Consider the following 26,626-nt stretch of genomic DNA (forward strand, 5'->3'; position numbering starts at 1 on the left):
TCGGTGGGGCTCAGGCCAGGTGCCCGACGGCGGCGCTCGCCGCCCGGACGACGTCGCCGCCCGCGACGAGGCGGGTGACCGCCTCGATGTCGGGCGAGAGGTACCGGTCCGGGCCCGGGCCGTCGACGACGGTGCGCACGAGGTCGCGCACAGCCCCGGTCCCTCGCGCCGGCGCCAGCTCCGAGCGCGTCGAGTCGTCAGCCGCGGAGGGGCCCAGGGATCCGTGGGGGGCTGTCAGGTCGGGAGCGCAGCGCAGGTCGAGGGCGCGCGTGGCCGTGAGGAGCTCGATGGCCAGGACGCGGCCGAGGCCGTCGACGGCGCGGCGGAGCTTGCGCGCCCCGGCCCACCCCATGGACACGTGGTCCTCCTGCATGGCCGACGACGGGATCGAGTCGACGCTCGACGGCACCGCGAGGCGCTTGAGCTCCGAGACGATCCCCGCGGCGGTGTACTGCGCGATCATCAGGCCGGAGTCGACGCCGGGGTCGTCGGCGAGGAACGGCGGCAGGCCCTCGTTGCGGGCCTTGTCGAGGAACCGGTCGGTGCGGCGCTCGCTCATGCTCGCGACGTCGGCCGCGGCGATCGCGAGGAAGTCGAGCACGTACGCGACCGGGGCGCCGTGGAAGTTGCCGTTCGACTCGACCCGCCCGTCCAGGGTGACGACCGGGTTGTCGATCGCCGACGCGAGCTCGCGGCGCGCGACGGCGGCCGCGTGGTCGAGCGTGTCGCGCGCCGCGCCGTGGACCTGGGGCGCGCACCGCAGCGAGTACGCGTCCTGCACGCGCGTGCACTCCGGGCGCCCCTCGGCGTCGAGCGTGCGGTGGCTCGCCACGACGGGCGAGCCGTCGAGCAGGGCGCGCAGGTTCGCCGCCGACGCCGCCTGTCCGGGGTGCGGCCGCATCGCGACCAGGTCCGCCGCGAACGGCGCGTCCGAGCCGAGCAGCGCCTCGACGCTCGCGGCCGCCGCGACGTCGGCGGCCGTGAGCAGGGACCGCAGGTCGTGCAGCGCGAGCGCGAGCATGCCGAGCATGCCGTCCGTGCCGTTGATGAGCGCGAGGCCCTCCTTCTCGCGCAGCGCGAGCGGCGCGATCCCGGCCGCGGCGAGCGCGTCGGCGGCGGGCACGAGGGCGCCCGTCGCGTCCCGGACCTCGCCCTCGCCCAGCGCCGCGAGCGCCACGTGCGCGAGCGGCGCGAGGTCGCCCGAGCAGCCGAGCGACCCGAACTCGCGGACCACGGGCGTGACTCCGGCGTCGAGCATCGCGGCGTACGTCTGCGCGACGACGGGGCGCGCCCCGGTCCGTCCGGTCGCCAGGGTCGCGAGCCGCAGGAGCTGGAGAGCGCGCACGACCTCGCGCTCGACCTCCGGTCCGGAGCCAGCGGCGTGCGAGCGCACGAGGCTGAGCTGGAGCTGCGCGCGCCGCTCGACCGGGATGTGCCGCCGCGCGAGCGCACCGAACCCGGTCGAGACGCCGTAGTGCGGGCGGTCGTCATCCGCGAGCCCTTCCACGACGGCGCGGCTCGCCGCCATCGCCTCGACCGCCGCGTCGGCGAGCCGGACGCGCGCGCCGTGGCGCGCGACATCGACCACGTCGTCGATCGTCAGCGGGCCGTCGCCCACGACGACCACGCGCGCGCCGCGGGCCGGGTCGGGGGCGAGGACCGCCGTCGGGGCGGGGTCCGCTGGTGTCGGTGCGCCGGGGGTGGGGGCGCCCGGACCCGGACGGCCGGGGACGGCCGGGGAGTGCGTCGTCGCTGCCATGCCCCCAGGACACACCGCGCCCCGGCGCACCGGGAGCCCGGTGGCGGCGTTTCAGTCTGGGATCCCAGACACTCCTGGATCCTCCGCACCCCCGCCGGCCCGGCGAGCCCCGCTGCTGCCGACCGACGTTCCCGGCGGGCCGAGCAGGCCCTCGTGGCGCGTCCGTCGACCAGGACGCGCCACGATCACCTGGTCGGCACCGGGTGGGGTGGGGGGGCCGGCGGAGGGTCAGGCGCCCACGTAGGCCGCGAGGTGCTCGCCCGTGAGCGTGGACCTGGCCGCCACGAGGTCGGCCGGCGTGCCCTCGAAGACGATCGTGCCGCCGTCGTGCCCGGCGCCCGGGCCGAGGTCGATGATCCAGTCCGCGTGCGCCATGACGGCCTGGTGGTGCTCGATGACGATGACGGACTTGCCGGAGTCCACGATCCGGTCGAGCAGGCCGAGGAGGTTCTGCACGTCGGCGAGGTGCAGGCCCGTCGTCGGCTCGTCGAGGACGATGACGCCGCCCTTGTCGCCCAGGTGGGTCGCGAGCTTGAGGCGCTGGCGCTCGCCGCCGGACAGCGTGGTGAGCGGCTGGCCGAGGCTCACGTACCCGAGGCCGACGTCGTCGAGCCGCTCGAGGATCGCCTTCGCCGCGGGCACCTTGGCCTCGCCGGACGAGAAGAACTCGCGCGCCTTGGCGACCGGGAGGTCGAGCACGTCGGCGATGTTCAGCCCACCCAGCGTGTAGTCGAGCACCGCGGCCTGGAACCGCCGGCCCCCGCAGTCCTCGCACGGGGTCGAGACCGTCTCCATGAAGCCGAGCTCGGTGTAGATGACGCCCGCGCCCTTGCACTCGGGGCACGCGCCCTCGGAGTTCGCGCTGAACAGGGCCGGCTTGACGCCGTTGGCCTTGGCGAACGCCTTGCGGATGGGCTCCAGCAGGCCCGTGTACGTCGCGGGGTTGCTGCGGCGCGAGCCGCGCACCGCGCCCTGGTCGATCGTCACGACGTCCTCGCGCCGCGACACCGACCCCTCGACGAGCGAGCTCTTGCCCGATCCCGCCACCCCGGTCAGGACGACGAGCACGCCGAGCGGGATGTCGACGTCCACGTCCCGGAGGTTGTGCGCGTCCGCGCCGCGGACCTCCAGCGCGCCCGACGGCGAGCGCACCTCCTCCTTGAGCGTCGCGCGGTCGTCGAGGTGGCGGCCGGTCACGGTGTCGCTCGCGCGCAGCCCGTCGACCGTGCCCTCGAACGTCACCTGGCCACCGGCCGTGCCCGCACCCGGGCCGAGGTCGACGACGTGGTCCGCGACCACGATCGTCTCCGGCTTGTGCTCGACGACGAGGACGGTGTTGCCCTTGTCGCGCAGCTGGAGCAGGAGGCCGTTCATGCGGTCGATGTCGTGCGGGTGCAGGCCGATGGTCGGCTCGTCGAACACGTACGTGACGTCGGTGAGCGACGACCCGAGGTGGCGCAGCATCTTGATGCGCTGCGACTCGCCGCCCGACAGCGTGCCCGACGGCCGGTCGAGGCTGAGGTAGCCCAGCCCGAGCTCGACGAACGACGCGAGGTTGTCGCCGAGCGCGTTCACGACGGGCGCCATGTTCGGGTCGTCCAGGTCCCGGATCCAGGCGGCGAGGTCGGTGATCTGCATCGCGCACAGGTCGGCGATGTTCACGCCGCGGATCTTCGACGAGCGCGCCGACTCCGACAGGCGCGTGCCGCCGCAGTCGGGGCACGCGGCGAACGTCGCCGCGCGCTCGACGAACGCGCGGACGTGCGGCTGCAGCGCGTCGACGTCCTTGGAGAACATCGCCTTCTGGATCTTGGGGATCAGGCCCTCGTACGTGAGGTTGATGCCCGCCGCCTTGATCTTGGTGGGCTCCTTGTAGAGGAAGTCCTGGAGCTGCTTCTCGGTGAACTCGCGGACCGGCTTGTCGCCCGGGAAGAACCCGGACTCGACGAACCCGCGCACCATCCAGCCGTCGGCCGTGTACCCCGGCACCTTGATCGCGCCGTCGAGCAGCGACTTCGAGTCGTCGAAGATCTCCGTGAGGTCCAGGTCGGAGACCGAGCCGCGCCCCTCGCACCGCGGGCACATGCCGCCGTGGTAGATCGCGTTGCGGACGATCGTCTTCTCGCCCGTCGCCGACGTCATGATGCCGCTCGCCTTGCGCGCGGGGATGTTGAAGGAGAACGCCGTGGGCGGCCCCACCTGCGGCTCGCCGAACCGGCTGAACAGCACCCGCAGGATCGCGTTCGCGTCGGTCACGGTGCCCACCGTGGACCGCGGGTTGGCACCCAGGCGCTCCTGGTCCACGACGATCGCCGTCGTGAGCCCTTCGAGGACGTCGACGTCGGGGCGGTCCAGCGTCGGCATGAAGCCCTGGAGGAACGCCGGATAGGTCTCGTTGATGAGGCGCTGGGACTCCGCGGCGACCGTGTCGAACACGAGCGAGCTCTTGCCCGACCCGGAGACCCCCGTGAACACCGTGAGGCGTCGCTTGGGGATCTCGACGCTCACGTCCTGGAGGTTGTTCGACCGTGCCCCCTGGACCCGGATGACGTCGTGCCCGTCGGGGTCCTGGGGCACCGAGGTCTGCGTACTCGTCGTCGTTGCCGTGCTCATCGTGTCTCCTCGTCGTCGAGCCTCGTCGCGCCTCCGCCGGCGAGCCGGTCGACCGGCCGGTCGACGGCGCCGACCGGTCGACCTCGGCAGTCCGGTGAAAGTCTGCCCGAGAGCCGGTCGTTCCGGCGCGTGGTTTCTGCTGCGCCGCGCGGCAGACCCGGTGACAGGACCGGCCGCGCGGGCGGAACTCACCGCGGGGTGAGCCGCACGAGCGGGTACTGCCGCTCGGCCTTGCTCTGGTACCTCGCGATGCGCGGCTGTGCCGTCGCGACGCGCTGCCACGCGCGCTCCCGGTCCGCGCCGTCGAGCTCGTGCGGCACCGCGGCGACGGGCGCCCGCCCGGGCAGCTCGATCGCGACGTCGTCGGGGTGGGCCGCGAGGTTGGCGTGCCAGTCCGGGTTGCGGCTGCCGCCACCCGAGGCGACGACGAGGACGGCGTCGCCCTCGTCCGGCAGCCACATGAGCGGCGTCTCGCGCGGCGCGCCGCTGCGGCGGCCGACCGTGTGCAGCACGAGGACGTCCATCCCCATGAACGTGGCCTTGCCGCCACGGACCTTGCGCACGAGGCGCGCGTTCGAGCGGCGCTGCATCCAGCGCGAGAACCGTCCGGGTGTGCCCGGGGCGCGTCCCGCGCCGTTCGTCGTGCGTCCTTCGGTGCTCATCGTCCTGCTCCTCCTGCGTCGGTCCAGCCGTGCCCTGCGTGGCCGCGTCGGTCGCGACCCGCCTGTCGACGCCGACGTCCCCCGCCGTGGTGACCGGGGACGACGGCGCTCCTCACCGCTCGTCCAGCACCTCGCCGTCGAGCGCCTCGTGGTCGGTGGTGAGGCCGAGCGTCGCCCCGACGAGCGGGACGTCGCGAGCCGCCTGCGCCGCCGAATGCATCGCGGCGGCCGAGTCCCACCGCCAGATGTCGAGGTACGTCCCGTCCTCCAGCCGGACGAGCGTCGCCGCGGTGAACGCGGGGTTCGCCGCGCGCAGCCCCTGGATCAGCGCGCTGCGCTGCTCGAGCATCTGGGCCAGCCGGCCCGTCTCCACCGTGTACCGGTGCGTCCTGACGACGGCCATGGTCGTCTCCTCCCGCTCCTGCCCGGCGCCTCTCGCCGTGCCCTTCCAGGCTCGGGCCGGAGGGTCACGCGAACAACGGCCGATCCCGCAACGCTGGTTGCGCGCGGGGTTAACGAACGCGACGATCGTCGGGTGGAGCTGCGCGACATCGAGATCTTCCTGACGCTCGCCGAGGAGCTGCACTTCGGGCGCACGGCCGAGCGCCTGCACGTGTCCGCGCCCCGGGTGAGCCAGGCGATCGCCAAGCAGGAGCGCCGGATCGGCGCGCCCCTGTTCGAGCGCACCAGCCGGCGCGTCACGCTCACGCCCCTCGGGGAACAGCTCCGCGCCGACCTCGAGGCCGGGTACCGCCGGATCCTCGAGGGCGTCGAGTCCGCCGCGAGCACCGCGCGGGCCGCGCGCGAGACCTTGACGTTCGGCGTCATGGGCCCGCTCTGGCAGGAGCTCGCCCCCGTCACGGCGCTCTTCCGCGCCCGCAACCCCCACGTCGACCTCCGCATGCGCGAGGTCCGCATCGACGAGCCCTTCCGCCTCCTGCGCGACGGCGAGGTCGACGTCGCGCTCCTGTGGCTGCCCGTCGAGGAGAAGGACCTCGCCGTCGGTCCGGTGACCTTCACCGAGCCGATCGTGCTCGCCGTCGGGCGCACGCACCCGTTGGCCGCGCGCTCGTCGGTGTCCGTCGCGGAGCTCGCCGACGAGAACGTCCTCCCGTCCGGGCTGCCGGTCCCCGACTACTGGGAGGACGCCGTCAGCCCGGTCCCCCGCAGCGAGCCCGACCGCGGCGGCACCGCCCCGACGCGCGAGGAGGTGCTGTGGCGCGTCATGTCCGGCGACGGCGTCGCCGTCGCGTGCGCCCAGGGCATCCGGTACCTCGAACGTTCGGACGTGGCCTACGTGCCGCTCGACGAGCGGCCGGTGCTGCGCTGGGGTCTCGTCCGACGCGCCGGGCCGATCCCCCCGCTCGTCGCCGAGTTCTCGCAGGTCGCGGCCGAGCTCGGGCCGCTCGCGCTCACGCTCGACCTCGAGGCCGCCGGATCGAGCGGCCGGGTCTGACGACCCTCAGCGGCGCTGCTGGATGCGGATCTCGTTACCCGCGGGGTCGCGGAACGCGCAGTCGCGCACGCCGTAGGGCTGGTCGATCGGCTCCTGCACGACCTCCGCCCCCGCCGCCTCGATCCGCGCGAACGTCTCGTCGACGTCCGCCGTCGCGAGGTTCACGCCGAAGTAGGCGCCCTTCGCGACGATCTCCAGGAGCGCGCGCTTGTCGTCGTCGCTGAGGCCGGGCGTCGCGGCCGGCGGGTGCAGCACGATCGCCGTGTCCGGCTGGTCGGCCGGGCCCACGGTGATCCACCGCATCCCCTCGTAGCCGACGTCGTTGCGGATCTCGAAGCCGAGGACGTCGCGGTAGAAGGCCAGCGAGGCGTCGGGGTCGGTCTGGGGAAGGAAGCTGGAGTTGATGGTGAGGTTCATGGGAACGACGCTAGGACCGTCGTCCCGCCGGCGCTTCTCGATTCCTGACCGGTCGCGTGACGCGGCGCGCGACGCACGCCGGCATCCCGTCCAGGCGCTCCGCACCGGGGTCGGCGCCGGTCCCGATGCCGCGTGAGGCGGCCGCGGCGGCCGCCCGGGACTCCACGGGCGCGGGAGAAGCGGCGTCGGGTTCCGCCGCACGGCGCCGGTAGACGCTCGGCGGTACGCCCACGAGCTCGGTGAACCGCGTGCTGAACGTCCCCAGCGACGAGCACCCCACGGCGAAGCACACGTCCGTGACGCTCAGGTCGCCGCGCCGCAGCAGCGCCTTGGCGCGCTCGATGCGCCGCGTCATGAGGTACGCGTACACCGACTCCCCGTACGCCGCCTTGAACTCGCGGCTCAGGTGCCCCGCCGACACGTGCACGCCGGCCGCGAGCGCGGCGACGTCCAGCGGCTGCGCGTACTCGCGGTCGATCCGGTCCCGGACGCGACGCAGCCGCGCGAGGTCGCGCAGGCGCTGGTCGTCGGGCAGGGTCGTCACGCCTCGATCGTGCCACGCGCCTACCGTGGTCTCCATGCCGAGCGACGTCCCCGCCGCGCGCCAGGCCGTCCGCGTGCTCACCTACCTCGCCGCGCAGGCGGGCCCGTCGCCCGCGGCCGCCGTCGCGCAGGGCCTCGGGCTCCCCCGCTCGACCGTGTACCACCTGCTCTCCGTCCTCGTGGACGAGGGGTTCGTGACGCACCTCCCCGAGGAGCACCGGTACGGGCTCGGCACCGCGTCGCTTGCGCTCGGGTCGGCGTACGCGCGCCAGGCGCCGCTCGCCCGCCTCGCGCGGCCCGTCGTCGCGCGCCTCGTCGAGTCCACCGGCGAGAGCGCACACCTCGCCGTCCTCAACGGGCGCGAGGTCCTCTACCTCGTCGAGCAGCGCGCGCCGCGCCGCCCGACGCTCGTGACCGACGTCGACGTCCGCCTCCCCGCCCACCTCACCGCGAGCGGTCGCGCCGTCCTCGCCGGCCTGCCCGCCGCCCAGGTCCGCGCCCTCTTCCCGAGCGCCGCCGCGTTCGCCGACCGCACGGGCGTCGGACCGCAGTCCCTCAGGGCCCTGCGTGAGGTCCTGCGCGGTGTCCGACGGCGCGGGTGGGCCGAGGAGGACGGCGAGGTCACCCCCGGTCTCGCGTCCGTCGCCCACGCGGCGGTGGACCACACCGGCCTCCCCGTCGCCGGCATCGCCCTCACCTTCTGGGCCGACGACGCCCCGCCCGCCCGACGTGCCGAGCTCGCCGCCGCCGTCGGACGCGCCGCGACCGAGGTGAGCCGCCGCCTCGGCGCGAGGTAGAGGCCTGGTAGCGCCAGGTAGAGGCGTGGTACGCCCGCGCTGCTACCAGGCCTCTACCTCGGCGGACCAGGGCTCTACCTCGGCAGTCAGGTGCTCTCGTGGGTGGCGCGGGCGTTGCGTTCACCGGTCTCCCGGACTAGATTTTTCGGTATGCCGAACTTTGCTTCCCGGGCTACCGGAGGATCCCTCGTTCGCGTGGCCGTCGCGGCCGGGGTGGCCGCGCTCGCCGTCGCGGGGTGCTCGGCCGGGACCGACGCCGGGAGCGGGGCTTCCGTCGACGACGGGCGGCCCGTCGTCCTGACGACGTTCACCGTGCTGGCGGACATGGCGCAGAACGTCGCGGGCGACCACCTGCGCGTCGAGTCGATCACCAAGGTGGGCGCGGAGATCCACGGCTACGAGCCGACGCCGGGCGACCTCCGCAAGGCGGCGGACGCGGACCTGATCCTCGACAACGGCATGGGGCTCGAGGCGTGGTTCGGGCGGTTCGTCGACGGGCTGGACGTGCCGCACGTCGTCGTGAGCGAGGGCGTCGACGCTCTTCCCATCGAGGACCCGCTCGGCGATGACACGGCCGAGGAGTACCAGGGCAAGGACAACCCGCACGCGTGGATGTCGCCCGTCAACGGTCAGCTCTACGCGCAGAACATGGCCGACGCGTTCGCCGAGCTCGACCCGGCGCACGCGGACGACTACGCGGCGAACGCCGCGGCGTACTCGACCGAGCTCGCGGCCGTGCACGACGAGCTCACCGACGCGCTCGACACGCTCCCCGAGGGCCACCGCGCGCTCGTCTCGTGCGAGGGCGCGTTCTCCTACCTCGCGCGCGACGCGGGCCTCGCCGAGCAGTACCTCTGGGCGGTCAACGCGGAGCAGCAGGCGACACCGCGGTCCGTGGTCGGCGCGATCGAGTTCGTCGAGGAGCACGACGTCCCGGCCGTGTTCTGCGAGTCCACGGTCTCGGACAAGGCGATGCGCCAGGTCGCGCAGGAGTCCGGGGCGGCGTTCGGCGGCACGCTCTACGTCGACTCGCTCTCGGAGCCCGGCGGCCCCGTGCCGACCTACCTCGACCTCCTGCGGCACGACACGAGGACCATCGTCGCGGGCCTCGCCGGCACGACGACCGAGGGCGACGCGTGAGCGCGGGCGAGCGGGCGCCGTCGGGCACGCCCGCGATCGACGTGCGCGACCTCACCGTCCACTACGGCGACGTCCTCGCGCTCGACGGCGCGACCCTCGCCCTCGGGTCGGCGCACGGTCCGGGGACCGTGTGCGGGCTCGTGGGCATGAACGGGTCGGGCAAGTCGACGCTGTTCAAGGCGGTCATGGGCATGGTGCGCCCGGACCGCGGCACCGTCCTGGTCGACGGCGCACCCCCGGCGCGCGCCCGGCGCGCCCAGGCCGTGGGGTACGTACCGCAGAGCGAGGACGTCGACTGGGCGTTCCCGCTGAGCGTGCGCGACGTCGTCATGACGGGCCGCTACGGGTACCAGGGCTTCACGCGGCGCACCCGGCCCGCGGACCGGGAGGCGGTCGAGCACGCGCTCGAGCGCGTCGAGCTCACCGACCTGGCCGACCGGCAGATCGGCGCGCTCTCGGGCGGGCAGCGCAAGCGCGCGTTCGTCGCGCGCGGGCTCGCGCAGGGCGCGACCATCCTCCTGCTCGACGAGCCGTTCGCGGGCGTCGACAAGCGCACGGAGGCCACGATCACCGCGCTGCTGCGCGAGCTCGCGGCCGGCGGCGCGACCGTCCTCGTCTCGACCCACGACCTGCACGCCCTGCCCGAGCTCGCGGACGAGGCCGTGCTGCTCCAGCAGCGCGTCCTGCTGCACTCGACGCCCGCAGAGGTCCTGCGGCCGGAGAACCTCGCGCTCGCGTTCGGCGTGGAGGTGGCCCCGTGACCGACCTCCTCGCCACCCTCCTCGAACCCCTGTCGTTCGAGTTCTTGCGCACCGCGCTCGCCGTCACGGTGACCGCCGGGATCGTGTGCGGCGTGCTGTCGTGCTGGCTCGTGCTCGTCGGATGGTCGCTCATGGGCGACGCCGTCTCGCACGCCGTGCTGCCCGGCGTCGTGCTCGCGTACGTGGTGGGGGCGCCGTTCGCGCTCGGGGCGCTCGTCTTCGGGCTGCTCGCGGTCCTGCTCATCGGCGCGGTCCGAGACACGAGCCGCGTGAAGGAGGACGCGGCGATCGGGGTCGTGTTCACGACGCTCTTCGCGCTCGGCCTCGTGCTCATCTCCGTCACGCCCAGCCAGACCGACCTCAACCACATCCTGTTCGGCAACCTGCTCGGGGTGTCGCGCGCCGACCTGGTGCAGGTGCTGGTCCTCGGCGCGGTGACGCTCGCGGTCGTCGTGCTCAAGCGGCGCGACCTCACGCTCTACGCGTTCGACCCGACCCACGCGCACGCGATCGGGCTGTCGCCACGGCGGCTCGGCGCGCTGCTCCTCGGCCTGCTCGCGCTGACCGTCGTCGTCGCGCTCCAGGCGGTCGGCGTCGTGCTCGTGGTCGCGCTGCTCATCACTCCCGGCGCGACGGCCTACCTGCTCACCGACCGGTTCTCCCGCATGCTGTGGATCTCGCCGCTCGTCGCGGCGGTGTGCGGGGTCGTCGGGATCTACGTGAGCTACTACCTCGACACCGCGTCGGGCGGCACCGTCGTGGTCGCGCTCGGCGTCGCGTTCGCGCTCGCGTACCTGTTCAGCCCCCGCCACGGCCTGATCGGGACCCGCGTGGCCGCCGCACGGCGCCGCCGCCTCGTCCGGGTCTGACCCTCCGCTCGGCGGGATGCGCACGTTCCGGACGTCGGGCGACGTGTCGCCCCCGTGCGCTGTGTGCGAAATCTCCATGAATTCGCCCACGATTCCCTGGCTCTTCTCAGGTTCGACCGGGAGACTGGGTGCCATGTCAGCGAGGACGAGCGAGCCCACGACGCCGCAGCGCACGCGCACGTCTGCCCGGTTCGCCGCGGCGAGCCTGCTCGCGCTCTCCATGATGCTCCCGATGTGCGCCACGGCGACCGCCGCCGAGGTCCAGCAGCTCATCGCCGACGCGCAGGTCCAGACCGAGACGATCGGTGACGACCTCGACCGCGTCCACGCCCAGCTCCCCGCCCTCCACCCCGTGCTCCGCAACGACGTGCTCGACGCCGTCGAGTCGGTCCAGGCAGCGACGGACGAGGCCCGTTCCGCTCTCGACCGCGCGACCGACGGCGACGAGGCCGCGGACGGCCGGGCCGCCGTCGCGCTGGCGGACGCGCAGGTCGCCCTCGATGCCGCGTCCGCGCAGCTCCGGTACGCGACGGACCTCGCGCACGACGCGGGCGAGGGCGTCGCCGTCGCGCTCGAGCGGCTTCAGGCACACATCGACGTGCTCCGTGGCGAGACGAGCCGCGCCGGGGTCTGACCCGCCCTCCCCAGCTCTCGCGAGATCGACCCGCACGGTCGAGATCGACCCTCGGGAGGTCGATCTCGTGACGGAGGGGTCGACCTCGCGGGAAACCAACGCCGCCGCGCGGTCCGTCGTCACGCTTCCTACGATGGCGGGATGCCGCGCGTCACCGGGATCGTCAAACCGCACGAGGCGTTCCCCGGGGTCGCCCGGCTCGACCGCGCGGTCAACGGCTGGACCAACCGCCGCGCCCTGGGATCCCTCGCGGACGCAGCCCTCTCGCGCCTGTCGACCGCGGCCGACCACAGCGTGCTGTGGGCGGGCACGGCCCTCGGGATCGCCGCGACCGGCCGGCTCGGGCGCGAGGCGGCGCTGCGCGGCTACGGCTCGCTGCTCGTCTCGAGCCTCCTCGCGAACGTCGTCGGCAAGACGGTGTTCGGCGGCGAGCGACCCTCGCTCGAACCGCTGCCCCTGTGGCGCCGGCTCGCCGACCCGCCGACGTCGCCGTCGTTCCCGTCCGGCCACTCGGCGTCGGCGGCGGCGTTCGTCACCGGCGTCGCGGTCGAGTGGCCCACGCTGGGCCTGGCGCTCGCGCCGTTGGCGGGAGCGGTGATGTACTCGCGCCTCCACACCGGCTCGCACTGGTTCTCGGACGTCGCCGCGGGCGCCGCGCTCGGGGCGGGGGTCGCCCTCGTGGGTCGTGCGCTCGTGCCCGGCGGGGCAGAGCGCGGCCCCGACGTGCCCGCCGGCCCGCCCGCCGTCGTCCCGGCGCTCGACGACGGAGTGGGGCTCTTCGTCGTCGTCAACCCCGCGGCAGGGTCGGGCCGCCTGCTCAAGGAGGACCCGCTCGTCGCGCTGCGCGAGGGCCTCCCGCGCGCCGTGGTGCACGTGCTGAGCGAGGACGACGACCTGCGCCGCCTGTACGACGACGCCGCCGCGGACGGCGCACGGGCCCTCGGCATCAGCGGTGGCGACGGCACCGTCGCCACGGCCGCGGCGGCGGCCCGCGCGCACGACCTGCCGCTCGCCGTCTTCCCCGGCGGCACGCTCAACCACTTCGCGCGGGCGGCCGACCTCACCTCCATGGGCGCGACGGTCGCGGCTGTCCGCACCGGCTCGGGCGTGACGATCGACGTCGCGGACCTCGAGGTCGACGGGGACGACGGCCCGCCACGGACGGTGCTCAACACCTTCTCGGCGGGCGTCTACCCGGAGCTCGTCACCGAGCGCGAGAAGCACGAGCACCGCCTCGGCAAGTGGCCGGCGGCGGTGCTCGCCGCTGCGCGGGTGCTGCGGCGCGCGCACCGGGTGCGGATGGCGGTGGACGGGCACGAGGGTGAGTACTGGTCGCTGTTCGCGGGCGTGAACCGCTACTACCCGCAGAGCCTCGCCCCGGTCGAGCGGCGCCGGCTGGACGACGGCGTGCTCGACGTCCGCACGGCCCGCGCGGAGCGGCGCGCGAGCCGGCTGCGCACGTTCCTCGAGGTCGCGGCGGGCGACACGGGAACCCGCCTCGCGCGCCGGGTCCCGGGCGTGCGGCGGCACCTCGTCGTCGACGCGACGGCGGTCCCCTCGCTCGAGCTCCGGTTCCCGGCGCGGGGCGCGGTGGTCGGCCCGGACGGACCCGACGGCGGGCCCTCGTCAGGGGCCGCCTCGGCGCCGCCCGTGGTGCTCGCGCACGACGGCGAGACGCTCGCGCTCGACGGCGCCGCGGGTGCCGGACCGGTCACCGTCCGTCTCACGATGCGGCACGGTGCGGTGCGGCTCTACGCGCCGAGCGACCCGACGGCGGGGTAGTACGTCGCCCCTATCCCTTTTGTCGCTCTTTCACTGACATCGGGGAGAACTCCCCCTGTTCAGGCACACGCGCCATGCCCCACAATGAGGCCCGCAGTCGCGCGGACGGCACCCCGTCTGCGCCCCGTCCGGACTCGACCACGTCGGCCCCACCAGAAAGCAGAAGAATCATGGCCCAGCAGTACCCCGCCGCCCCGCAGGCTCCCGCCGGCTACTCGGCTCCGATCGAGGACCCGGGCAAGACCCTCGGCATCGTCGGCTTCGTCCTCGCGTTCGTCTTCGCGATCGCGGGCATCGTCGTCAGCGCGATCGCGCGCAAGAAGAGCAAGGAGGCGGGCTTCGACAACCAGCTCGCCAAGTGGGGTCTCATCCTCAGCATCATCTTCACCGTGCTCGGCGCCATCGGCTTCATCATCTACGTCGTCGCCATCGCGGCGCTCGTCGCCAGCGGCGACGTCTCGACCTACTGAGTCGGCGCGCCGCGCGCCGGCGCCACGCCCGACGGCCGTCGTCCCCTCCCGGGGCGGCGGCCGTCGTCGTGCCCCGGCCGCGAGTCGCCGCGGGACCGGACGGGTCGCGGAAGAAGGACGGACCCGGCACGGTTGAGACGGCGCACGACCGCGCCGCCGGTGAGAGCACCGGTCCCCCGACGGTCGACCGACCGCAGGAGCAGACGATGACCGACGACACGACCTCCCCGACCGCACCCGACCGCACCCCGGCCGACCCCGCCGCCGTCGAGCTCGGCCTCGACACGTTCGGCGACGTGACCGCAGGCCCGGACGGTGCGCTGCTCAGCGGGGCACGCACGATCCGTGACGTCGTCGAGGAGGCGGTCCTCGCGGACCAGGTCGGCGTCGACTTCTTCGGCGTGGGCGAGCACCACCGCGCGGACTTCGCGATCAGCGCGCCGGAGGTCGTGCTCGCGGGGATCGCGACGCGGACGTCGCGCATCCGGCTCGGCTCGGCGGTGACCGTGCTCAGCTCCGACGACCCGGTGCGGGTGTTCGAGCGGTTCTCGACGCTCGACGCGCTGTCCGGCGGGCGGGCGGAGGTCATCCTCGGGCGCGGGTCGTTCATCGAGTCGTTCCCGCTGTTCGGGTACGACCTCGCCGACTACGAGGTGCTGTTCGAGGAGAAGCTCGACCTGTTCGTCCACCTCCTCGACGAGGGTCCGGTCACGTGGTCCGGCACGACGCGCGCCGGGCTCGCCGACCAGGAGGTCTGGCCCAAGACCGAGAGCGGTCGGCTCCGCACGTGGGTCGGCGTGGGCGGCTCGCCCGAGTCGGTCGTGCGGACCGCGCGGCACGGGCTCGGCCTCATGCTCGCGATCATCGGCGGGGAGCCCGAACGGTTCCGGCCGTACGTGGACCTCTACCACCGCGCCGTCGAGGAGCTCGGCAACCCGATGCTGCCGGTCGGCGTCCACTCGCCCGGCCACGTCGCCGACACGGACGAGCAGGCGCAGGAGGAGGTCTACGAGCATTTCGCGGCGATGAACAACCGCATCGGGCGCGAGCGCGGCTGGCCCGCCTACCACCGCGGGCGCTTCGCCCACGACGTGCGCGACGGGTCGCTCTACGTCGGCTCGCCCGAGACGGTCGCGCGCAAGATCGCCCGGACGGTGCGACTCCTCGGGGCCGGCCGGTTCGACCTCAAGTACTCGACCGGCACGCTGCCGCACGCGACGATGCTCCGCAGCATCGAGCTCTACGGGACGCTGGTCATCCCGCGCGTCCGCGAGCTCCTCGCGGAGCGCTGAACCCCACCCGCCCCCGCCCGACGGCGAGCAACGTCATGCTCGGGCAGGGTGGGCTGGGTCGGGGGCCCGTCTGCTCAGCCTCCGGCAGCGCGGAGAGCAGCAGTCTCGAGGTCCGGCGGGAGCCCGACGGCGGGGCGGTCCGCACGCTGCGGCGTCGCCTCGCCCGCGGCGTCGAGCGTGCGGAGCCAGGCCCAGGTGTCGTGCACGGTCTCGCGCACGTCGCGCGTGCGCAGGCCGAGCGCGTAGGCGCGCGAGGTGTCCGAGCCGTGGAGCGCGTCGTGCAGCTCACCGGGCGGGAGCCAGACCGGGAGCTGCGTCCACGGCGCGATCCCCGCGGCGAGCACGGCCTCCGGCTCGACCCACACCAGCTCGGCGGGCGGGTTGCCGGCGGCCGCGGCGTCGTCCGCCGTCGCCGCGACGCACGCCGCGAGCAGCTCGCCCATGGTCGTGTGACCGGGGGCGCTGACGACGTCGACCGGTCCCGACGCGCCCGCGAGCGCGGGGTTCGTGGAGAGGTCGAGCGCGAACGCCGCGAGGTCGCGCGCGTCGACGTACTGCAGCGGCAGGTCCGCCGGCCCCGGCGCGAGCACCGGCCCGCCGCGCGCGACGCGCCGCAGCCACCACGGCAGGCGGCCGACGTTCTCGCGCGGTCCGAGGATCAGCCCGGCGCGGAGCAGGATCGCGCGGTCGCCGAGCGCGTCCACCGCGGCGATCTCCGCGCCACGCTTGGCCCGCGCGTAGTCGTCGGACGCCTCGTCGTCCAGGTCCCCCTCGACGAGCGCGGCGCCCTCGTCGGCGCCGCGCGCGGGCGGGAACGGGTACACCGACCGCGACGACACGTAGACGTACCGGCTGTCACCGGGGAGCCGGCCCGCGAGCGCGCGCGCCGCGTCGCGCACCGCGACGGGCGCCCACGACCACGTGTCCACCACGACGTCCCACGTCTGCGGGACGTCGTCGGCGAGCAGCGCGTCGAGGCCGTCCGGCCGGGTGCGATCACCCACGAGCTGCCGGACGCCGTCCGGCATGGGGGTGCTGCCCCGGTTGAGGGCCGTGACGTCCCACCCGCGGGCGAGGGCGTCGTCGAGGATGGCGCGCCCCACGAAGTCGGAGCCGCCGAGGACCAGGAGACGCGTCATGACCTCACTCTCCCCCGGCGCGGGATCACCCGCAGCCGGTTTACGCCTCCGGCAGACGGCCGGTGGCACGCGCCCGGACAGATCTCCTCCACGGGGTTCCGCCCGACAGACCTGGCCAGGTATCCTGGCCATCAGGTCGTCGGAACACCGAGGAGGCGCCGTGCAGGTCAATGTGCTCGAAGCCAAGAACAACCTCTCTCAGCTCGTCAACCGTGCCGCGGCGGGCGAGGACGTGGTCATCGCCCGCCGCGGTGTACCGCTGGTCCGGCTCGTGCCGGTGAGCGCCGACCTCGCGCACGGGACAGGCGCGGCGATCGTCGAGTGGCTGGACGACCACCCGCACGCGACGCGTTCGCCCAGGCCCGCGGAGCAGGTCGACGCCGCCATCGAGGCCGAGCGCGAGGGCTGGGAGTGATCTATCTCGACACGTGCCTCGTGAACTACCTGGTCGAGGACGCGGAGCGCGGGGCGCACGTGCGCGGGCTGCTCGCCAGGCACGGCGAGGAGGAGTTCGCGATCAGCCCGCTCGTCCGGCTCGAGTGCCTCGTCGGGCCGCTCCGGTCCGGGGACGTCGAGCTCGAGGACCGGTACCGCGCGGCACTCCGGCTGTTCGCCGAGGTGCCGCTCGACGCGACCGTCTTCGAGCGTGCCGCGCGTCTCCGCGCAGCCTCGTCGCTCCGCACGCCCGACGCGCTCCACCTCGCCGCCGCGCAGGTGCACGGGTGCACGGCCCTGTGGACGAACGACGCGCGGCTCGCCGTCGCCGGGCGCGGGCTCGCCGTGGACGTGCTCCACGGCGGCTGACCCGGGTCCCCCGCGCACACGAACCGGGCCCCCGCTCAGTCGGGGTCGGTTGGGTCCAGAGGTGCGTCGGGGTCGAGGTTGACCACGCCGCGGCGCCAGTAGCCGTGGAGTGCGAGCTGGGCGGGACGTGCGCAGCCCCGCCGCAGGTCGCGGCGCACCTGGGCGAGGTCGGTCGCCTCTCCGGCGCCGAACACGTACTCGCCGGCGTCGAGCGGGCCGAGCGCGCGCACCGCCTCCGCAAGCTGGCCCGGCCCGTCGGTGCGGTACAGGAGCTCGAGCGTCGCGCGGCCGAGCTCGTCCTCGACGAACGCCTCGTCCACGTCGTCGCCGATCTCCACGATCGCCGTCACCGGCACGTCCGCCCCGACGGCGTCGACCCAGCGCGCGAGCGCCGGCAGCCCGGTCTCGTCCCCGACGAGCAGCAGCCGCGCGACGCCCTCCGGCACGCCCCGGCTCGTCGTCGGACCCGCGAGCACGACCTCGTCGCCGATCCCGGCACCCGCAGCCCAGGCCGACGCCGGGCCGCCCTCGCCGGTGGGCGGCGCACCCGGGTCGCCGCCGCCGTGCAGCACGCAGTCGACGTCGACCTCCGGGACGCCGTCGACGGTCCGCGTCGCCCGCACCGTCAGCTCGCGCGAGATCGACACGACGCCCGTCGGGCGCTGGAGCGCGCCGTCGGTCGTGAGCGTCGGGGCGTGCAGGACGCCGGTCGCCGGGTCAGGCAGGAAGACCTTGACGTGGTCGTCCGGGCCCGGTGCGCGCAGCGTCGCGAGCGAGGTCCCGCCCGAGTCGTCGGCACCCGGCCCGGCCACCCGCCCGTCGTCGTGCCCGGTCGGGACGGCGTCACGGAACGTGATGCGCCGCAGCGCCCCGGACGTCTCCTGCACGGCGTGCACCCGGACACGGCGCGGGAGGGGCTCGAGGCGGGTGACGGGTCGGTCGAACACCGCCCCATTCTGCGCCGAGCACGACGTCGCTGTCGTCATCCGGCCGATGACGACAGCGACGTCGTGGTCGAGGGCGCGTCGCCCCGTTCTCGACGACCCCGGTGTCAGGCGAAGAACACCCGGAGGTCGGCGACGACGTCCAGGGGGACCTCGAGCGACGCGTAGTGGCCGCCGCGCGGGAACTCGGACCAGTGCTCGATCCGGGCGTTGTCGCGCTCGGCGAAGGCGCGGATCGTCTGGAAGTCGTCCTTGAACACCGCGACGCCGATCCGGCCCTGGCTGACGACCGGTTCCACGCCCGACCGCTGCTCGGCGTAGTGGTAGCGCGCGGCGGTCGCGTAGGAGTTCGTCAGCCAGTAGAGCGTCGCCTGCGCGAGCACCTGGTCGGCGCTCACGAGGCTCGTCCCGTTGCCGAAGCTCTCGAACAGCTCGTGGTACGCGAGGACGGCGACGGGCGAGTCCGCGAGGCCGGCGGCCATCGTCTGCGGGCGGGACGCGTTCATCGTGTTGTAGGCGCCCACGGACTGGAACCACTGGAGGTGACCGAGCGCCGCGAACTCCTTCTCGCCGAAGCCGTCCATCTCGCCCGCCGCGCCGGACGGGAAGGAGAAGAGCTGGAGCACGTGGGCGCCGCGGAAGCCCTCCGGGTCGAGGATCGCGAGCTCGCGCGAGACCATCGCGCCGCCGTCGCTGCCGTGGATCCCGTAGGACGCGTAGCCGAGGTCGCGCATGAGCACGTCGTAGGCGCGAGCGACGTGCGCCATGGTCCAGTCGGTGTCCCCGACGACGGGCGTGGAGAACCCGAAGCCCGGCATGGACGGGATCACGAGGTGGAACGCGTCCTCGGGCCGCCCGCCGTGCGCGACGGGGTCGACGAGCGGGTCGATCATGTCGAGGAAGTCGAGGAACGACCCGGGGTACGAGTGCGCCAGGAGCAGCGGCGTCGCGTCCTCGTGCTGCGAGCGCACGTGCAGGTAGTGGATCGGCTGGCCGTCGATCTCGGTGCGGAAGCCCGGGTAGGCGTTCACCCGGTCCTCGACGGAGCGCCAGTCGAACGCCGTCCAGCGCCCGACCATGTCGTGCAGGTAGGACGCGGGCGTGCCGTAGTCCCAGGAGTCGCCGGGGGCGGCCGGCGCGAAGCGGGTCCGCTCGAGGCGCTCGCGCAGGTCGTCCAGGTCGGCCTGCGGGACGGCGACGGAGAACGGGCGGTGCTCGAGGGTCGTGCTGCTCATGATTGCCTCCTCGGTCGGGCGGGGCCTCGTGCCCTGCTCTGGTACCGACGTTACGCAGGGTTCAGGAACGGTTTGTTCCGTTATTCTGGCTCGGTTCCGACTTTCTTCCGGCGCTCTCTCGGAGGGACCCGTGGCCTCCACCTCGGCCCGCATGCTCGCCCTGCTCGGGCTGCTCCAGTCTCGTCCCGACTGGTCGGGCGCCGAGCTCGCCGCGCGCCTCGACGTCACGGACCGCACCGTCCGCAACGACGTCGCGCGCCTGCGCGAGCTCGGCTACCCCGTCGACGCCGTGCGCGGGCCGGGCGGTCGCTACCGGCTGGGCGCGGGCGCCCGGCTGCCCCCGCTGCTGCTCGACGACGCCGAGGCCGTCGCGGTCGCCGTCGGGCTGCGGGCCGCGACCGGCACGGCGGGGTTCGAGGAGTCCGGTGCGTCCGCGCTGGCCAAGCTCGAGCAGGTCATGCCGGACCGGCTGCGCCGCCGCCTCGTCGCGCTGCGGTCCGCGAGCGCCGCCGGGCCGGCGAACACCGACTCGAACGTCGAGGACCCGGTCGTCGACCCGGACACGCTGACCGCCCTCGCCGACGCAGTGCGCGACCACCAGGGCCTGCGCTGCTTCTACCGCGACGAGCCGCTGGAGCTCGAGCCGTACCGCCTCGTCGCGTGGCAGCGCCGATGGTTCCTCGTCGCGCGCGACCCGGAGACCGGCGCGTGGGGTCCCTACCGCGTCGACTGGCTCGTGCTGCGCGTGCCGGGCGGGCGACGTTTCACACCGGTGGACTTCCCCGGGGACATGACCGAGTTCGTCGTGCGGGAGGTCGCGCGCACCGGGTGGACCGTCCACGCCCGGGTCGTCGTCGACGCGCCCGCCGAGGAGGTGCTGCGGCGCATCAACCCGACGGTCGGCACGGTGGAGCCGCTCGACGACGACCGTTGCGTCCTCGTCACCGGCGGCGACAGCGTCGAGGTCGTCGCGGTGTGGGTCGGGATGCTGGGCCTGGACTTCCACGTGACGGAGCCGCAGGCACTCGTCGACCACGTGCACGCTCTCGCCGCCCGGTACGCCCGCGCGACGCCCGACTGACTCGTCGGGGCGGTCTGCGCCCGCCCCACCCCCGGCGTGAGGCCCGACGGCGGCGCTCGCCCGCGTGGGTGGGCGCGCCTAGCCTGGGCGGGATGGACGTGGAGGTGCGCTCCGCCGTCGGGCGCTACGACGACTTCGCCACCGTGGTGGGCCCGCGGAAGGAGGGCGTGCGCGGGTGCTGGTGCATGTCCTACCGCGACAGCCGGGTCAGCGCGGAGGACCGCCCCGGGTTCATGGCCGACCTGTGCACGACCGACCCCGGGCCGGGCGTGCTCGCCTACGTCGACGGCGAGGTCGCGGGCTGGTGCTCCGTCGCGCCGCGCAGCACCTACCGCCGGTTGATGAACGCCCGGACCATCCCGTTCGTCGACGACCTCGACGCGTGGAGCGCGGTGTGCTTCGTCGTCCGGGCCGGGTACCGGCGCCGCGGGCTGATGCACCGCCTGCTCGCCGGCGCGGTCGAGCACGCGGCCGCGCACGGCGCGCCGGCCGTCGAGGGCTATCCCGTGGACACGGGCGGCGAGCGCGTCGACGTGATCTCCGGGTACGTCGGCACTGTCGCGCTGTTCGAGCGGGCCGGGTTCGTGCGCGCCGCCCCGACCACCGGCGTGAGCGGCGGCGTGCCGCGCGTCGTCATGCGCCACGCGCTCGGCTGAGCGCGCTCGGTCAGGACGGCCCGGTGCCCCACGGGTCGACGACGGCCACGCCGGTGCCGATGAAATCGCGGACGTTGCGCGTCGCGAGCGTCGCGTCGTGCACGCGACAGATCGCGGCGATCTGCGCGTCGGCCATGCTCATCGGCCGCCCCGCTCGCTCGCGGAGCGCGAGGAGGGTGCCACCGACGCGCGCGGCGTCGGCGTCGTACGCGAGCACCCGGCCCGAGAAGGTCGTGGTGACGTGCTCCTCGATGAGCGCGGCGAGGCGGTCCCGGCGCCGCCCCTCGGGCAGCCGAGCCACGCCGTGGACGATCTCGCCGACGGTGACGGCCGTGATCCACAACGCCTCCGGAGCCTGCGCGTCGAGCCAGCGGAGCACGCGCGCCTCGGGTACCGGGCGAATCGCCTCGGACACGACGTTCGTGTCGAGGACGATCACGCGTCCGCGACCTCGCGGTCCGACCCGCCCGGCTCGTCGGAGAAGTCGACGGCGCGTCCGTGCTCCGAGCGCGGGGGCAGGTCGAGCTCGACCGTCAGCCCGGCGTCGGCGAACGAGCTGTGGATGAAGGTGCCGAGCCCGCGTTCCAACCCGCTCGGTGCCGTCACCGCAGACGTGAGGATCGCGCGGATCTCCGCCTCCATGGACCGGCCGTGCTCTGCGGCCCGGGCACGCAGCCGTTCGCGCACGTCGTCGTCGAGCCCTCGGATCGTCAGCGTCGCCATCTCGACCACCTCCGAGAAACCACGCTAGCAAGATGACAGCACTGTCCGCCAGGGTCGTCCCGCCCTCGGGAGCAATGAAGTTGCGACGGGTTGAGAGAATGGACCGTCGTGAGTACCGAGCCCGCAGCGAACCAGCCTGACGCGCGCCCTCCCCAGCGGGACGGCGCCGCCGAGGGCACCCCGCGCGAGGGTCGCCGGCGCCGCGGGAACCGCCGCGGCCGTGGTCGAGGCGACCGCCCGACGTCGGGCACCTCGACGACCACGGGGCCGACGCGACGCGGGCGGGGCGAGCGGACGGCGTCGGGCCCACGGCAGGTGAGCCGCGCGCAGCTCGAGCGGGCCGCGCAGGCGCGCGAGAGCGTGACGGTCCCGCCGATCACGTACCCCGAGCAGCTCCCCGTCAGCGCGCGGCGCGCGGACATCGCCGCCGCGATCCGCGACCACCAGGTCGTCATCGTCGCGGGCGAGACGGGCTCCGGGAAGACGACGCAGCTCCCCAAGATCGCGCTCGAGCTCGGCCGGGGCCGGGCGGGCCAGGTCGGGCACACCCAGCCCCGCCGCATCGCCGCGCGCACGGTCGCCGAGCGCATCGCGGAGGAGCTCGGCACGGAGCTCGGCGGCGTCGTCGGGTACCAGGTGCGGTTCACCGACACCTCCAGCGAGGACACGCTCGTCAAGGTCATGACCGACGGCATCCTGCTCGCGCAGATCCAGCGCGACCCGGAGCTGCTCGCGTACGACACGATCATCGTGGACGAGGCGCACGAGCGGTCCCTCAACATCGACTTCCTGCTCGGCTACCTCGCGCGGCTCCTGCCGCGCCGCCCCGACCTCAAGCTGATCATCACGTCGGCGACGATCGACTCCGAGCGCTTCGCGCAGCACTTCTCCCCCGCGCACCTCGCGTCGCTCGGGGGCGCCCCGGACTACGTGGTCGACGCGCTGCCCGACGCCGCGCCCGTCGTCGAGGTGTCCGGCCGCACCTATCCGGTCGAGATCCGGTACCGGCCGCTGTCCCCCGACGTCGACCCCGGTTCCGGGAAGGCGAAGGGTCGCGCCGGCGCCGAGGAGAAGGACCTCGTGACCGGCATCGTCGACGCGTGCGACGAGCTCATGCGCGAGGGGCACGGCGACATCCTCGTGTTCCTGTCCGGCGAGCGCGAGATCCACGACGCCGCCGACGCGCTCACCGGACACCTCAAGGACCGCGTGACCGACGCGAAGCACCCGCAGCGCGTCGAGATCCTGCCGCTGTACGCGCGGCTGTCGTCGGCCGAGCAGCACCGGGTGTTCCAGGCGCACTCCTCGCGGCGCATCGTGCTCGCGACCAACGTCGCCGAGACGTCGCTCACCGTGCCGGGCATCCACTACGTCGTCGACCCGGGCACCGCACGCATCTCGCGCTACTCCAAGGCGACCAAGGTGCAGCGGCTTCCCATCGAGCCCGTGTCCCAGGCGAGCGCCAACCAGCGCTCCGGCCGCTCGGGCCGAGTCGCCGACGGCATCGCGATCCGGCTCTACTCCGAGGACGACTTCGTCTCCCGGCCCGAGTTCACCGAGCCCGAGATCCTGCGCACGTCGCTCGCGTCCGTGCTGCTCCAGATGATCTCCGTCGGCGTCGTCGAGACCCCCGACGAGGTCGCCCGATTCCCGTTCGTCGAGCCCCCGGACACGCGCGCCGTGCGCGACGGCGTCCAGCTCCTCACCGAGCTCGGCGCCCTCGCCTCGTCCGACGGCGTCACGCGCCTCACCGAGGTCGGGCGCGTCCTCGCGCAGCTCCCCATGGACCCGCGCCTCGCCCGCATGATCTGGGAGGGCTCGAAGCTCGGCGTCGCGCGGGAGGTCGCGATCATCGCCGCCGTCATGTCGATCCAGGACCCCCGTGAGCGCCCCGCCGAAGTCCGCGCGCAGGCCGACCAGGCGCACGCGCGCTTCACCGACCCGCACTCCGACTTCCTCACGTACCTCAACGTCTGGGAGTACGTCCGCGAGCAGCAGCACGAGCTCTCGTCGTCGGCCTTCCGCCGCCTCTGCAAGGCCGAGTACCTCAACTTCCTGCGCATCCGCGAGTGGCAGGACGTCGTCGCCCAGCTCCGCGAGATGTCCAAGCCCCTCGGTATCGACATGTCGTACAGGCCGCGCGCCGGGCGCTCCGGCTCGGGTTCGGCGGCGGAGGGTGCGTCGGGCTCACCCGCCGCGGACCCCACCACGGCTCCCGACCCGGCCGCTGCCGAGACGAGCGCCGCGTACAAGCGCGCCTGGGACGGCGACACGATCCACAAGGCGCTCCTGTCCGGGTTGCTGTCGCAGATCGGGATGCAGGACACGGGCGACGTGAAGGCGTCGTCGGTCGCGCACCTCAAGGGCGAGGCCCGGGCCAAGGCGCTGCGGCGCGCGCAGAAGCAGGCGCGCAACGAGTACACCGGCGCGCGCGGCGCGCGGTTCGCGATCTTCCCCGGCTCGCCGCTGAGCAAGAAGCCGCCGGCGTGGATCATGGCGGGCGAGCTCGTCGAGACGTCGCGGCTGTGGGCGCGCGACGTCGCGCGCATCCAGCCCGAGTGGGCCGAGGACCTCGCAGGCGACCTCGCGCGGCGCACGTACTCCGAGCCGCACTGGTCGACCAAGCGCGGCGCGGCGATCGCGACCGAGAAGGTGCTGCTGTACGGCGTGCCGATCGTCGCCGACCGCAAGGTCCTCTACGCCAAGGTCGACCCCGAGGCCGCGCGCGAGATGTTCGTGCGGCACGCGCTCGTGCAGGGCGAGTGGACGACGCACCATCAGTTCTTCCGCGACAACCGCAAGCTCCTCGACGAGGCCGAGGAGCTCGAGGCGCGCTCGCGCCAGCGCGGGCTCGTCGTCGACGACGACGTGCTGTTCGACTTCTACGACGAGCGCGTGCCCGACGACGTCGTGTCCGCCGCGCACTTCGACCGCTGGTGGAAGACGGCGCGGCGCCGCGACCCCGACCTGCTCACCTTCACGCTCGAACAGCTCGTGCCCGACGCCGAGCAGATCGACACGTCCCAGTTCCCCGAGGCCTGGCCCCAGGGCGAGCTCACCCTGCCGCTGACGTACCAGTTCCAGCCCGGGACCGAGGCCGACGGCGTCACCGTGCACGTCCCGATCTCCGTGCTCAACCGCGTCGTGCCCGACGGGTTCGACTGGATGGTCCCCGGTCTGCTCGACGAGCTCGCCACCGCGACGATCCGCTCGCTGCCCAAGCCGGTCCGCGTCCAGCTCGTGCCCGCGCCCGACGTCGCGCGCGACGTCGTGGCCTGGCTCCGCGAGCACACGCCCACCTGGGAGGACATGGCCCGCGCGGGCGACATGGCCGAGCCGTTCCACGTCGCGTTCACGCGCGCCGTCCGGGCGCTGCGCGACGTCGTCATCCCCGACGACGCGTGGGGCCCCGAGCAGGAGGCGCGCCTGCCCGCGCACCTGCGCATGACGTTCCGCGTCGAGGACCCGCGCGGCCGCGGCGGGTCCGTCGTCCTCGACGAGTCGAAGGACCTCCTCGCCCTCCAGCGTCGCCTCGCCGCCCAGAACCAGGCCGCGGTCCGCGCCGCGGTGAAGGGGGCGGTCGGTGCGGCGTTGCGCGAGGCGGGATCTCGGGCGGGGACGGGCGCCGCGGGTGCGGGGCCGGGTCCGGCGGCGGAGGGGGCGTCGGTGCTCGGGCTACCATCCGCGCCGCTCGTTCCTCACGGCGCTCCCGCCAGTCCCACCACGCCCTTCGCATCCGACGCCCACTCCACCACCTCCGCGTCCGGCTCACCGACACGCGACAGCCAGGCCACGGGGCCCGACGACGGGCGGGCGGCCACGGCGATCGGCTCGCCCGGGCGAGGTGCAGGACGCGCAGCGGCAGCCGCCGGGGACCCGACCGCGCTCGTCACCGAGCAGACCGGTCTCACGACGTGGCCCGAGCTCACGGGCGGCGAGCTGCCCGCGGCGGTGTCGACGGACCTCGGGGGTGGGGTGGTCGTGCGGGGGTACCCCGCGGTCGTCGAGGAGCAGGACGCGAAGGGCAAGCCGGTCGTCGCGCTGCGGGTGCTCGCCGATGCCAACGTGCAGGCGCGTGAGCACGCGCGGGGTGTGCGGCGTCTGCTGCTGTCCGAGACGGCGCTCCAGACGGGGCGCATCACGAGCCGGTGGAACGGGACGCAGTCCCTCACGATGGCGGCCAGTCCGTACCGGAACACGGACGCGCTCGTCGCGGACCTCCAGCTCGCCGCGGTGATCGCGCTGACGAGCGGGGGCAGCGGGCAGTACGGCACGCAGCCGGAGGTCGCGACGATCCGCGATGCCGAGGCCTACGCGGCGGCGCGGGCGTTCGTGCGGACGCACCTGGAGGACCAGGTGCACCAGGTGGTCGGGCACGTGGTCGCGGCGCTCACGGCGTCGCGGAACCTCGACGCGGAGATCCGCGCGTCGAACAGCCTCGCGCTGCTCAACACGCTCACCGACCTGCGCGACCAGGCCGCGGGCCTGATCCACGACGGCTTCGTCTCCCAGACCCCGCCCCGACGGCTGCCGCACCTCACGCGCTACCTGCGCGCGGCGTCGTACCGGCTGGAGAAGGCGCAGGCGAACCCGAACCGCGACGCCGAGCTCGCGTGGCGCGTGCACGACGTCGAGGAGGCGTACCAGCGCGCCCGTGCTGCCTACGCCCAGGGCCCGGCCGACCCGGTCCGCGCCGCGGACCTCGCCGAGGTGCGGTGGCTGGTCGAGGAGCTGCGTGTCTCGCTGTTCGCGCAGCAGCTCGGCACCGACGGCCCGGTGAGCGAGAAGCGCATCCGCAGGCTCCTCGCGCCGCCCGACGGCTGGTGACACGGGGCGGCGGACGGCGTGG

Annotated in this window: 25 protein-coding genes; 14 read left to right on the plus strand and 11 right to left on the minus strand. The window is 74.3% G+C overall.

Going from position 1 to position 26,626, the window contains the following annotated elements; genetic code table 11:
* Nucleotides 1–10: 10 nt before the first annotated feature.
* The 4 genes from hutH to ACFVN3_RS01600 all read right to left on the minus strand — a co-directional run bounded on the left by hutH (nucleotide 11) and on the right by ACFVN3_RS01600 (nucleotide 5,437).
* Complete coding sequence (gene hutH / locus ACFVN3_RS01585; RefSeq protein ID WP_378229868.1) at nucleotides 11–1,759, minus strand: histidine ammonia-lyase; 1,749 nt, start codon at nucleotides 1,757–1,759, stop codon at nucleotides 11–13.
* 228 nt (nucleotides 1,760–1,987) lie between these two features.
* Complete coding sequence (locus tag ACFVN3_RS01590) at nucleotides 1,988–4,372, minus strand: ATP-binding cassette domain-containing protein (protein ID WP_378229870.1); 2,385 nt, start codon at nucleotides 4,370–4,372, stop codon at nucleotides 1,988–1,990.
* A 188-nt stretch (nucleotides 4,373–4,560) separates the two neighbouring features.
* Nucleotides 4,561–5,034, minus strand: coding sequence for a nitroreductase family deazaflavin-dependent oxidoreductase (locus tag ACFVN3_RS01595; RefSeq protein ID WP_378229872.1), 474 nt, complete (start codon nucleotides 5,032–5,034; stop codon nucleotides 4,561–4,563).
* 112 nt (nucleotides 5,035–5,146) lie between these two features.
* On the minus strand, nucleotides 5,147–5,437 hold the full coding sequence (locus tag ACFVN3_RS01600; protein ID WP_378229874.1) for a hypothetical protein: 291 nt from the start codon (nucleotides 5,435–5,437) through the stop codon (nucleotides 5,147–5,149).
* A gap of 132 nt (nucleotides 5,438–5,569) precedes the next feature.
* Here ACFVN3_RS01600 and ACFVN3_RS01605 point away from each other — a divergent pair, with 132 nt between their 5' ends.
* Nucleotides 5,570–6,490: a LysR family transcriptional regulator gene (locus tag ACFVN3_RS01605; RefSeq protein ID WP_378229876.1), complete on the plus strand. Its 921-nt coding sequence runs from the start codon at nucleotides 5,570–5,572 to the stop codon at nucleotides 6,488–6,490.
* A gap of 6 nt (nucleotides 6,491–6,496) precedes the next feature.
* On the opposite strand, the gene ACFVN3_RS01610 is transcribed toward ACFVN3_RS01605, so the two are convergent.
* Both ACFVN3_RS01610 and ACFVN3_RS01615 read right to left on the minus strand, forming a co-directional pair.
* On the minus strand, nucleotides 6,497–6,907 hold the full coding sequence (locus ACFVN3_RS01610) for a VOC family protein (protein ID WP_047231031.1): 411 nt from the start codon (nucleotides 6,905–6,907) through the stop codon (nucleotides 6,497–6,499).
* Between the two features lie 10 nt (nucleotides 6,908–6,917).
* Nucleotides 6,918–7,451: a helix-turn-helix transcriptional regulator gene (locus ACFVN3_RS01615; RefSeq protein WP_378229879.1), complete on the minus strand. Its 534-nt coding sequence runs from the start codon at nucleotides 7,449–7,451 to the stop codon at nucleotides 6,918–6,920.
* Between the two features lie 34 nt (nucleotides 7,452–7,485).
* On the opposite strand from ACFVN3_RS01615, the gene ACFVN3_RS01620 reads away from it, so the two are divergent.
* The 8 genes from ACFVN3_RS01620 to ACFVN3_RS01655 all read left to right on the plus strand — a co-directional run bounded on the left by ACFVN3_RS01620 (nucleotide 7,486) and on the right by ACFVN3_RS01655 (nucleotide 15,195).
* Nucleotides 7,486–8,247, plus strand: a complete 762-nt coding sequence (locus ACFVN3_RS01620; RefSeq protein WP_378229881.1) for an IclR family transcriptional regulator — start codon at nucleotides 7,486–7,488, stop codon at nucleotides 8,245–8,247.
* A 150-nt stretch (nucleotides 8,248–8,397) separates the two neighbouring features.
* A complete protein-coding gene (locus tag ACFVN3_RS01625) occupies nucleotides 8,398–9,387 on the plus strand; it encodes a metal ABC transporter substrate-binding protein (RefSeq protein ID WP_378229883.1) in 990 nt (329 codons plus the stop codon).
* A complete protein-coding gene (locus ACFVN3_RS01630) occupies nucleotides 9,384–10,148 on the plus strand; it encodes a metal ABC transporter ATP-binding protein (RefSeq protein ID WP_378229885.1) in 765 nt (254 codons plus the stop codon). The genes ACFVN3_RS01625 and ACFVN3_RS01630 overlap by 4 nt, the downstream gene beginning before the upstream one ends.
* Nucleotides 10,145–11,017, plus strand: coding sequence for a metal ABC transporter permease (locus tag ACFVN3_RS01635; protein WP_378229887.1), 873 nt, complete (start codon nucleotides 10,145–10,147; stop codon nucleotides 11,015–11,017). The genes ACFVN3_RS01630 and ACFVN3_RS01635 overlap by 4 nt, the downstream gene beginning before the upstream one ends.
* A gap of 133 nt (nucleotides 11,018–11,150) precedes the next feature.
* Nucleotides 11,151–11,651 carry a hypothetical protein gene (locus ACFVN3_RS01640; RefSeq protein ID WP_378229889.1) on the plus strand — a complete coding sequence of 167 codons (501 nt, stop codon included), beginning with the start codon at nucleotides 11,151–11,153 and terminating at the stop codon, nucleotides 11,649–11,651.
* A gap of 141 nt (nucleotides 11,652–11,792) precedes the next feature.
* Entirely contained in the window at nucleotides 11,793–13,433 is a 1,641-nt protein-coding gene (locus ACFVN3_RS01645; protein WP_378229891.1) for a bifunctional phosphatase PAP2/diacylglycerol kinase family protein, read from the plus strand.
* Nucleotides 13,434–13,603: 170 nt separating this feature from the next.
* Nucleotides 13,604–13,903 carry a hypothetical protein gene (locus ACFVN3_RS01650; protein ID WP_378229893.1) on the plus strand — a complete coding sequence of 100 codons (300 nt, stop codon included), beginning with the start codon at nucleotides 13,604–13,606 and terminating at the stop codon, nucleotides 13,901–13,903.
* A gap of 206 nt (nucleotides 13,904–14,109) precedes the next feature.
* Entirely contained in the window at nucleotides 14,110–15,195 is a 1,086-nt protein-coding gene (locus ACFVN3_RS01655) for an LLM class flavin-dependent oxidoreductase (protein ID WP_378229895.1), read from the plus strand.
* A gap of 74 nt (nucleotides 15,196–15,269) precedes the next feature.
* Here ACFVN3_RS01655 and ACFVN3_RS01660 read toward each other — a convergent pair whose 3' ends face one another.
* Nucleotides 15,270–16,334 (minus strand): NAD-dependent epimerase/dehydratase family protein, encoded by a 1,065-nt coding sequence (locus tag ACFVN3_RS01660; RefSeq protein ID WP_378229897.1) that lies wholly within the window; start codon nucleotides 16,332–16,334, stop codon nucleotides 15,270–15,272.
* Nucleotides 16,335–16,494: 160 nt separating this feature from the next.
* Between ACFVN3_RS01660 and ACFVN3_RS01665 the strand changes: the two genes are divergently transcribed.
* Nucleotides 16,495–16,749, plus strand: coding sequence for a type II toxin-antitoxin system Phd/YefM family antitoxin (locus ACFVN3_RS01665; protein ID WP_047231025.1), 255 nt, complete (start codon nucleotides 16,495–16,497; stop codon nucleotides 16,747–16,749).
* A complete protein-coding gene (locus ACFVN3_RS01670; protein ID WP_378229900.1) occupies nucleotides 16,746–17,138 on the plus strand; it encodes a type II toxin-antitoxin system VapC family toxin in 393 nt (130 codons plus the stop codon). Before ACFVN3_RS01665 ends, ACFVN3_RS01670 begins: the two co-directional genes overlap by 4 nt.
* A gap of 35 nt (nucleotides 17,139–17,173) precedes the next feature.
* Here the strand turns inward: ACFVN3_RS01670 and ACFVN3_RS01675 are convergent, their stop codons facing one another.
* Both ACFVN3_RS01675 and ACFVN3_RS01680 read right to left on the minus strand, forming a co-directional pair.
* Entirely contained in the window at nucleotides 17,174–18,085 is a 912-nt protein-coding gene (locus tag ACFVN3_RS01675; RefSeq protein ID WP_378229902.1) for a siderophore-interacting protein, read from the minus strand.
* Nucleotides 18,086–18,189: 104 nt separating this feature from the next.
* The gene (locus ACFVN3_RS01680) at nucleotides 18,190–19,317 is read right to left on the minus strand and encodes an epoxide hydrolase family protein (RefSeq protein WP_378229904.1); all 1,128 of its coding nucleotides are present in this window, start codon (nucleotides 19,315–19,317) and stop codon (nucleotides 18,190–18,192) included.
* Nucleotides 19,318–19,447: 130 nt separating this feature from the next.
* Here ACFVN3_RS01680 and ACFVN3_RS01685 point away from each other — a divergent pair, with 130 nt between their 5' ends.
* Together ACFVN3_RS01685 and ACFVN3_RS01690 are read left to right on the plus strand one after the other, a co-directional pair.
* Entirely contained in the window at nucleotides 19,448–20,398 is a 951-nt protein-coding gene (locus ACFVN3_RS01685; RefSeq protein ID WP_378229906.1) for a helix-turn-helix transcriptional regulator, read from the plus strand.
* 92 nt (nucleotides 20,399–20,490) lie between these two features.
* On the plus strand, nucleotides 20,491–21,054 hold the full coding sequence (locus tag ACFVN3_RS01690) for a GNAT family N-acetyltransferase (RefSeq protein WP_378229908.1): 564 nt from the start codon (nucleotides 20,491–20,493) through the stop codon (nucleotides 21,052–21,054).
* Between the two features lie 10 nt (nucleotides 21,055–21,064).
* Here ACFVN3_RS01690 and ACFVN3_RS01695 read toward each other — a convergent pair whose 3' ends face one another.
* Nucleotides 21,065–21,493: a type II toxin-antitoxin system VapC family toxin gene (locus ACFVN3_RS01695; RefSeq protein ID WP_378229910.1), complete on the minus strand. Its 429-nt coding sequence runs from the start codon at nucleotides 21,491–21,493 to the stop codon at nucleotides 21,065–21,067.
* On the minus strand, nucleotides 21,490–21,777 hold the full coding sequence (locus ACFVN3_RS01700) for an Arc family DNA-binding protein (protein WP_154797530.1): 288 nt from the start codon (nucleotides 21,775–21,777) through the stop codon (nucleotides 21,490–21,492). Before ACFVN3_RS01700 ends, ACFVN3_RS01695 begins: the two co-directional genes overlap by 4 nt.
* Nucleotides 21,778–21,885: 108 nt before the next feature.
* Between ACFVN3_RS01700 and hrpA the strand changes: the two genes are divergently transcribed.
* Nucleotides 21,886–26,604 (plus strand): ATP-dependent RNA helicase HrpA, encoded by a 4,719-nt coding sequence (gene hrpA / locus ACFVN3_RS01705; protein WP_378229913.1) that lies wholly within the window; start codon nucleotides 21,886–21,888, stop codon nucleotides 26,602–26,604.
* Nucleotides 26,605–26,626: the final 22 nt, after the last annotated feature.

Source organism: Cellulosimicrobium sp. NPDC057862, from assembly GCF_042797035.1.
Taxonomy (GTDB): Bacteria; Actinomycetota; Actinomycetes; order Actinomycetales; family Cellulomonadaceae; genus Cellulosimicrobium.

Bases quoted from the DNA above. Each gene is read 5' to 3' on its own strand.
- hutH (WP_378229868.1), bottom strand. From the start codon at position 1,759: ATGGCAGCGACGACGCACTCCCCGGCCGTCCCCGGCCGTCCGGGTCCG.
- ACFVN3_RS01590 (WP_378229870.1), bottom strand. From the start codon at position 4,372: ATGAGCACGGCAACGACGACGAGTACGCAGACCTCGGTGCCCCAGGAC.
- ACFVN3_RS01595 (WP_378229872.1), bottom strand. From the start codon at position 5,034: ATGAGCACCGAAGGACGCACGACGAACGGCGCGGGACGCGCCCCGGGC.
- ACFVN3_RS01600 (WP_378229874.1), bottom strand. From the start codon at position 5,437: ATGGCCGTCGTCAGGACGCACCGGTACACGGTGGAGACGGGCCGGCTG.
- ACFVN3_RS01610 (WP_047231031.1), bottom strand. From the start codon at position 6,907: ATGAACCTCACCATCAACTCCAGCTTCCTTCCCCAGACCGACCCCGAC.
- ACFVN3_RS01620 (WP_378229881.1), top strand. From the start codon at position 7,486: ATGCCGAGCGACGTCCCCGCCGCGCGCCAGGCCGTCCGCGTGCTCACC.
- ACFVN3_RS01625 (WP_378229883.1), top strand. From the start codon at position 8,398: ATGCCGAACTTTGCTTCCCGGGCTACCGGAGGATCCCTCGTTCGCGTG.
- ACFVN3_RS01640 (WP_378229889.1), top strand. From the start codon at position 11,151: ATGTCAGCGAGGACGAGCGAGCCCACGACGCCGCAGCGCACGCGCACG.
- ACFVN3_RS01645 (WP_378229891.1), top strand. From the start codon at position 11,793: ATGCCGCGCGTCACCGGGATCGTCAAACCGCACGAGGCGTTCCCCGGG.
- ACFVN3_RS01650 (WP_378229893.1), top strand. From the start codon at position 13,604: ATGGCCCAGCAGTACCCCGCCGCCCCGCAGGCTCCCGCCGGCTACTCG.
- ACFVN3_RS01655 (WP_378229895.1), top strand. From the start codon at position 14,110: ATGACCGACGACACGACCTCCCCGACCGCACCCGACCGCACCCCGGCC.
- ACFVN3_RS01660 (WP_378229897.1), bottom strand. From the start codon at position 16,334: ATGACGCGTCTCCTGGTCCTCGGCGGCTCCGACTTCGTGGGGCGCGCC.
- ACFVN3_RS01680 (WP_378229904.1), bottom strand. From the start codon at position 19,317: ATGAGCAGCACGACCCTCGAGCACCGCCCGTTCTCCGTCGCCGTCCCG.
- ACFVN3_RS01690 (WP_378229908.1), top strand. From the start codon at position 20,491: ATGGACGTGGAGGTGCGCTCCGCCGTCGGGCGCTACGACGACTTCGCC.
- ACFVN3_RS01700 (WP_154797530.1), bottom strand. From the start codon at position 21,777: ATGGCGACGCTGACGATCCGAGGGCTCGACGACGACGTGCGCGAACGG.